Annotated in this window: 5 protein-coding genes and 1 rRNA gene; all 6 read left to right on the forward strand. The window is 69.2% G+C overall.

Features of this window, described 5'->3' with window-relative positions; all coding sequences use genetic code 11:
• A partial coding sequence (locus G3I41_RS04195) for an SIS domain-containing protein (protein WP_164398948.1) occupies nucleotides 1–983 on the forward strand: 983 nt, incomplete at its 5' end.
• A gap of 47 nt (nucleotides 984–1,030) precedes the next feature.
• Nucleotides 1,031–2,209 (forward strand): mannose-6-phosphate isomerase, class I, encoded by a 1,179-nt coding sequence (gene manA / locus G3I41_RS04200; protein WP_164398949.1) that lies wholly within the window; start codon nucleotides 1,031–1,033, stop codon nucleotides 2,207–2,209.
• Between the two features lie 87 nt (nucleotides 2,210–2,296).
• Nucleotides 2,297–3,367, forward strand: a complete 1,071-nt coding sequence (locus tag G3I41_RS04205; protein ID WP_164398950.1) for a cation diffusion facilitator family transporter — start codon at nucleotides 2,297–2,299, stop codon at nucleotides 3,365–3,367.
• A 267-nt stretch (nucleotides 3,368–3,634) separates the two neighbouring features.
• The gene (ahcY, locus tag G3I41_RS04210; RefSeq protein ID WP_164398951.1) at nucleotides 3,635–5,092 is read left to right on the forward strand and encodes an adenosylhomocysteinase; all 1,458 of its coding nucleotides are present in this window, start codon (nucleotides 3,635–3,637) and stop codon (nucleotides 5,090–5,092) included.
• Between the two features lie 178 nt (nucleotides 5,093–5,270).
• Entirely contained in the window at nucleotides 5,271–5,882 is a 612-nt protein-coding gene (locus G3I41_RS04215; RefSeq protein WP_164398952.1) for a hypothetical protein, read from the forward strand.
• 942 nt (nucleotides 5,883–6,824) lie between these two features.
• A 16S ribosomal RNA gene (locus G3I41_RS04220) occupies nucleotides 6,825–7,327 on the forward strand; the annotation flags it as partial.

Here is a 7,327-nt window from a genome sequence, read left to right on the forward strand (position 1 = left end):
GCCCGCGCGCCGTCCTGATCGCGGGCCCCGGCACCGCCGCGACCGGCGTCGCCGACCTGATCGCCGCGCTCGCCGGCGCCTCCGCCCCGGTCACCCGCATCCCCCCGACCGGCGTCGCCCCCGCCCCCGGCGCACTCCGCTGGACCCTCCCCGGCTGGGCCGGCTCCGTGGACCTGCTGCTCATCGCCACCGCGGACGGCTCCGAACCGGGCCTCGCCCTCCTCGCGGAGCAGGCGTACCGCCGTGGCTGCACGGTCGTGGCCGTCGCCCCGCTGCGCTCCCCGTTGCGGGAGGCGGTCCACGGCGTGCACGGCGTCGTCGTCCCGATGGCCTCCGCCCCGCACGGCGAGTACGACGCCGAGACGTCCGCCGCCGGCCCCGGCACCCTCTGGGCCCTGCTCACCCCGCTCCTCGCCCTGCTCGACCGCGTCGGCCTGGTCACCGCCCCCGCCGACGCCCTCCAGAGCGTCGCCGACCGCCTGGACCGCACCGCGGAGCGCTGCGGCCCGGCCGTGGCCACGTACAGCAACCCGGCCAAGACCCTCGCCGCCGAGCTCGCGGACACCCTCCCGCTGATCTGGACGGAGGGCGCGGCGGCCGGCCCGGTCGGACGCCGGTTCGCCGCGGTCCTGGCGGAGCTCTCCGGACGCCCGGCCCTCGCCGCCGCGCTCCCGGAGGCGCTTCCCACGCACGGGGGCCTGCTGGCGGGCGCCTTCGCCGCCGGCGCGGACCCGGACGACTTCTTCCGCGACCGCGTCGAGGAGCCGGAGCCCCTGCACGCCCGGGTGGTACTGCTCCGAGACCGCCCGACCGGCGGCCTCAGCGCCGCCCCGGCCGCCCGCGAACTGGCCCTCGGCCACGACACGGCGATCAGCGAGCTCGAACCGGAGGAGGGCAGCACGCTCGAATCCCTCGCGGAACTGCTCGCCGTCACCGACTTCGCCGCGGTCTACCTGTCGCTCGCCTCGGCCCCCGGCGCCTGAGACACCCGCACCACGCCAAGACAGCACAGCAACACAAGGACTGATCCATGGACCGGCTCTCCAACACCGTGCGCCCGTATGCCTGGGGCTCGACCACCGCGATCCCCGCCCTGCTGGGCGTCGCCCCCACCGGCGAGCCGCAGGCGGAGATGTGGATGGGCGCCCACCCGGGCGCCCCCTCCCGGATCACCCGCACCGAAACCGGCACCGTTCACGCCGAGCAGCCCCTCACCGACGTCATCGACGCCGACCCCGCCCGCGAACTCGGCACGGCGACCGTCGAGAAGTTCGGCCCCCGCCTGCCCTTCCTCCTCAAGCTGCTCGCCGCGGGCGCCCCCCTCTCCCTCCAGGTGCACCCGAACCTGGACCAGGCCAAGGCGGGTTACGCGGACGAGGAGAGCCGGTCGGTCCCGATCGACGCCCCCCACCGCACGTACAAGGACGCCAACCACAAGCCCGAGCTGATCTGCGCGCTCACCCCCTTCGACGGCCTGTGCGGATTCCGCCGGCCCCTGGAGGCGGCCGAGGCGATGGAGGGCCTGGGCGTCGACTCCCTCAAGCCGTACGCGGACCTGCTCCGCGCCCAGCCCGAGGAGGCCGCGCTGCGCGAGGTCCTGACGGCGATCCTCACCGCGGACCCGGACGAGATGACCGAGACGGTGACCGCCGCCGCTGCCGCAGCGGAACGGATCGGCGGCGCCTACGCCCCGTACGCCCGCATCGCCCACCACTTCCCCGGCGACGCGGGCGTCATCGCGGCCATGCTGCTCAACCACGTACGGCTCCAGCCCGGCGAGGCGCTGTTCCTCGGCGCGGGCGTCCCGCACGCGTACCTCGACGGCCTCGGCGTCGAGATCATGGCCAACTCGGACAACGTGCTGCGCTGCGGCCTGACGCCCAAGCACATCGACGTACCCGAGCTCCTGCGCATCGTCCGCTTCGAGGCGACCGACCCGGGCATCCTGCGCCCGGAGGCGTCCCCGTCGGGCGAGGAGCTGTACGAGACGCCGGTGGACGAGTTCCGCCTCTCCCGCTTCGACCTGTCGCCCGGCGCCGCCCCCGCGGACCTGACCGCGTCCACGCCGCAGATCCTGCTGTGCACGGCGGGCGCTCCGAGCGCCGGCGACCTCGCCCTCGCGCCCGGTGAATCGGTCTTCGTACCGGCGGGCGAGCGGGTAGACGTGTCCGGAGCGGGCACGCTGTTCCGTGCGACAGTGGTGGCCTGACGCACCGTCCGTGACGAGGGCTGCAACAATGTGCCGCCACACCGCGGCCGTCGGAGCCGCAGACCGAAGAAGGGACACCAGGCACCCATGAGTGCGTCAGGCGGAACCAAGGCGATCGTGGCGGCACTCGGCGCCAACCTCGCGATCGCAGTGGCCAAATTCGTGGCGTTCCTGTTCAGCGGGTCCTCGTCGATGCTCGCGGAGAGCGTCCACTCGCTCGCCGACTCCGGCAACCAGGGCCTCCTGCTCCTCGGCGGCAAGCGGGCCCAGCGCGAGGCCACCCCGCAGCACCCCTTCGGGTACGGCCGCGAGCGCTACATCTACGCCTTCCTCGTCTCCATCGTCCTGTTCTCCGTCGGCGGCATGTTCGCGGTGTACGAGGGCTACGAGAAGATCAGGCACCCCCACGAGCTGGAGGCGTGGTACTGGCCGGTCGGCGTCCTGGTCTTCGCGATCATCGCCGAGGGCTTCTCCTTCCGTACGGCGATCAAGGAGTCCAACGAGTCGCGCGGCTCGCTCAGCTGGACGCAGTTCATCCGCCGCGCGAAGGCGCCGGAACTGCCCGTCGTGCTCCTCGAGGACTTCGGCGCGCTCATCGGTCTGGTCCTCGCCCTCGGCGGCGTCGGCCTGGCCCTCGGCACGGGCAACGGCGTCTGGGACGGCATCGGCACCCTCTGCATCGGCATCCTGCTGATCGTTATCGCGATCGTGCTGGCCGCCGAGACCAAGTCCCTGCTGCTCGGCGAGGCGGCCGGCGTCGACCAGGTCGAGAAGATCAAGGCCGCGGTGGTCGACGGCGACACCGTCACCGGAGTCATCCACATGCGTACGCTCCACCTCGGCCCGGAAGAGCTGCTGGTCGCCGCCAAGATCGCGGTTCAGCACGACGACACCGCCGACGAGGTCGCCAACGCCATCAACGCCGCCGAAGCGCGTATCCGCGCCGCCGTCCCGATAGCGCGGGTGATCTACCTGGAGCCGGACATCTACAACGCCGCGGCGGCAGCGGCCGGCACCAACCCGGCCAAGGCCCCCGGAGGCACCCACACCACCCCCGGCCCGGAAGCCCCCGAACCGGGAGCCGCCGAGCCGGGCTCCGAGGCGGCCGACACCCCGGCGGGCACGGAGGAAACCGGCCCGACGGAATCCGGCCACTGACAGCACCGGGCCCGCCATCGCGCACCCGATACAGCCGCTCCCACCCCGGATCCGCCCCGGTGGACTGGGAGCGGCTGCGCCGTTCGGTGTAGATTCGACGGCAGTGTCAGACGTCGCTGCTGATGGCGGTCGATCGGTCCGTACGCCGGACCGGCCGAGGGAGAGAGGGCCTCCGACGGACTGCGCTGCGAGCGCCCGGGCATTCGTGTGCCCGCGCCGCAGAGCCGCCCTACCCACCCTCGACTCCACAACGAGGAGCAGCCCGTTATGACGACGGTCGCCAATCAACAGGACTTCAAGGTCGCCGATCTCTCTCTTGCCGCTTTCGGGCGGAAGGAGATCACGCTTGCCGAGCATGAGATGCCCGGTCTGATGTCGATCCGCAAGGAGTACGCCGCCGCGCAGCCGCTGGCCGGCGCCCGCATCACCGGCTCGCTGCACATGACCGTGCAGACCGCCGTGCTGATCGAGACCCTGGTCGCCCTCGGCGCGCAGGTGCGCTGGGCCTCCTGCAACATCTTCTCCACCCAGGACCACGCGGCCGCCGCGATCGCGGTCGGCCCGAACGGCACCCCCGAGGCGCCGGCGGGTGTTCCGGTATTCGCCTGGAAGGGCGAGACGCTGGAGGAGTACTGGTGGTGCACGGAGCAGGCCCTGACCTGGCCGAACACCCCCACCGGTGGTCCGAACATGATTCTGGACGACGGTGGTGACGCCACGCTGCTGGTGCACAAGGGTGTGGAGTTCGAGAAGGCGGGTGCGGCTCCGGATCCGGCGACGGCGGACAGCGAGGAGTACGCGCACATCCTGACGCTGCTGAACCGGACGCTGGGTGAGTCGCCGCAGAAGTGGACGCAGCTGGCCTCCGAGATCCGTGGCGTCACGGAGGAGACCACGACGGGTGTGCACCGCCTGTACGAGATGCACCGCGACGGCAGCCTGCTGTTCCCCGCGATCAACGTGAACGACGCGGTCACCAAGTCGAAGTTCGACAACAAGTACGGCTGCCGTCACTCCCTGATCGACGGCATCAACCGCGCCACCGATGTCCTGATCGGCGGGAAGACCGCCGTCGTCTGCGGCTACGGCGACGTCGGCAAGGGCTGCGCGGAGTCCCTCCGGGGCCAGGGCGCCCGCGTGATCATCACCGAGATCGACCCGATCTGCGCCCTCCAGGCGGCGATGGACGGCTACCAGGTCGCCACTCTCGACGACGTGGTGGAGCTGGCCGACATCTTCGTCACGACGACGGGCAACAAGGACATCATCATGGCCTCGGACATGGCCCGGATGAAGCACCAGGCGATTGTCGGGAACATCGGTCACTTCGACAACGAGATCGACATGGCCGGTCTGGCGAGGATCGAGGGCATCGTCAAGGACGAGGTCAAGCCGCAGGTCCACACCTGGACGTTCCCCGAGGGGAAGGTGCTGATCGTGCTGTCGGAGGGCCGGCTGCTGAACCTGGGCAACGCGACGGGTCACCCGTCGTTCGTCATGTCCAACTCGTTCGCGGACCAGACGCTGGCGCAGATCGAGCTGTTCACGAAGCCCGAGGAGTACCCGACCGACGTGTACGTGCTGCCCAAGCACCTGGACGAGAAGGTCGCCCGTCTCCACCTCGACGCGCTCGGCGTGAAGCTCACGACGCTCCGTCCCGAGCAGGCCGCGTACATCGGTGTCGAGGTCGAAGGCCCGTACAAGCCCGACCACTACCGCTACTGATCACCTGACCGGCCCGGGGCCGGCCGGACCTCGGACGGTCCGGCCGATCCGGGCCGGCACCGGGTGCTCAGCGCGACCCGGGCGGATCAGCAGCAGCGACGAACGCAGGCCCCCGCACCCCCGTGTCGGGGGCCTGCGCCGTACCGCACCCGCACGAGCCGAGGACTCGAAGGACCCCATGCCCCGCGGCCGATATTCGCTTCACGACGTCCACGACCACACCCCTCTCGGCGAAGAACGCTTCCACTGCGCGCCCGGCCCTTCCGGCTGGCGCTACATCTCCCAAACGAGCGCCCCGTCCGGCAGTCACCTGGGATCCGTCGACCTCACCCTCGATGAACTCGGCCGCCCCCTTCGACTCGAACTCCAATCCGCCGACTGGCAGGTCCGCGGTGCCGCCCTGGAGGGCCTCACCTGGGTCCGTACCGACCCGACGGGTGCTCATGCCACCGAAGGCAATGTCCGCGCCCACGCCTTCAACGGAACGTCCCCCGCTTTCCTCGTCGCGACCGCTCGTCTGCTGCGCCTCACCCCCGCTTCCCCCGCGACCCGCGTCCGGGTCGTCACCTTCACGGACCCGGTCCTCGCCCCCCGTACCCTCGACCAGTCCTGGGCCCTGGTGAACAGTGAAGCGCACCCCACTGACAACGGCCCCCTGCAGGTGGACGAATACCAGGTCAGCGCCCTGGACACGGGCGAGCGGCACACGATCCACCTCGCCGGCGACGTGGTGCTCTCCGCCCCCGGCATCGAGCTCGAGGACCTGGACTCCCCGCCCTCCGACCGCTAGGCCCTGTCGTCATACGGGCGGCACGACCCGGCGGCAGGCGAACGCCCCGCCTCTTCGCCAGCCGTACTGGCGCCGGGGCGCACGGCGTCTTCGAGCGGGTTGCCCGTCTGCCGACCTGGCCCGCATCCCGCCGGGAGCCGTCGCCGAACGCCCCTCCTCCTGTACGTCTCCGTTACGTCTACGTACTGGGCGGCCGCACGGCTTGCGTCGGTGAGGCGGGCGACCGGGATGCGGTCGAACGAAGCGCCGAGGTGCCGACCGCCGCCTGATGTGCATCTGGCGCTGCTGACCTGCTAGTCTCCTCTTCGCCCCAAAAAACCGTTGACACGGCGGACTGGGGGAGGTAGATTTTAACGGTTGCCTCGAACTGGACAGGTTCCGGTTCGGCCAGCTAATGTCTACCTCGCTCTCACTGGAAATCGAATTTTCGAATTTCCGCAGAGCCATTCGATTCCCACCTTCCGAAGCAGAAGTCGATTAGGTTCGGCCGAAACGCTTCTGATAAAGTCGAATCAGCCGAAAGGCAAGGTCACTTCAACGGCCACCGGAATCAAATCTCGGACCGGAAACGGGAAGAAATGAGTCTGGTAAGGTTGAAACCGCCGAAAGGCAAAAGGAAAGACCCGCTTCGACCGGGAATCGGACACGAAAGAGTCTGATAGAGTCGGAAACGCAAGACCGAAGGGAAGCGCCCGGAGGAAAGCCCGCAGGGGTGAGTACAAAGGAAGCGTCCGTTCCTTGAGAACTCAACAGCGTGCCAAAAGTCAACGCCAGATATGTTGATACCCCGGCCTGCTTCGGCAGGTTGGTGGTTCCTTTGAAAGTCCTGCCGGGTCCTTGTGGCCGGGTAGGCACAACACAGCGAGGACGCAGTGGACAACGGGTCATATTCCGACCTTGTTGTTCCGCTCTCGTGATGTGTCTCCCGATTACGGGAAAACATTCACGGAGAGTTTGATCCTGGCTCAGGACGAACGCTGGCGGCGTGCTTAACACATGCAAGTCGAACGATGAAGCCCTTCGGGGTGGATTAGTGGCGAACGGGTGAGTAACACGTGGGCAATCTGCCCTTCACTCTGGGACAAGCCCTGGAAACGGGGTCTAATACCGGATAACACTCTCTTCCTCCTGGGAGAGGGTTGAAAGCTCCGGCGGTGAAGGATGAGCCCGCGGCCTATCAGCTAGTTGGTGGGGTAATGGCCTACCAAGGCGACGACGGGTAGCCGGCCTGAGAGGGCGACCGGCCACACTGGGACTGAGACACGGCCCAGACTCCTACGGGAGGCAGCAGTGGGGAATATTGCACAATGGGCGAAAGCCTGATGCAGCGACGCCGCGTGAGGGATGACGGCCTTCGGGTTGTAAACCTCTTTCAGCAGGGAAGAAGCGAAAGTGACGGTACCTGCAGAAGAAGCGCCGGCTAACTACGTGCCAGCAGCCGCGGT

The organism is Streptomyces sp. SID9727 (genome assembly GCF_010550605.1).
In the GTDB taxonomy this organism is placed as follows: Bacteria; Actinomycetota; Actinomycetes; order Streptomycetales; family Streptomycetaceae; genus Streptomyces.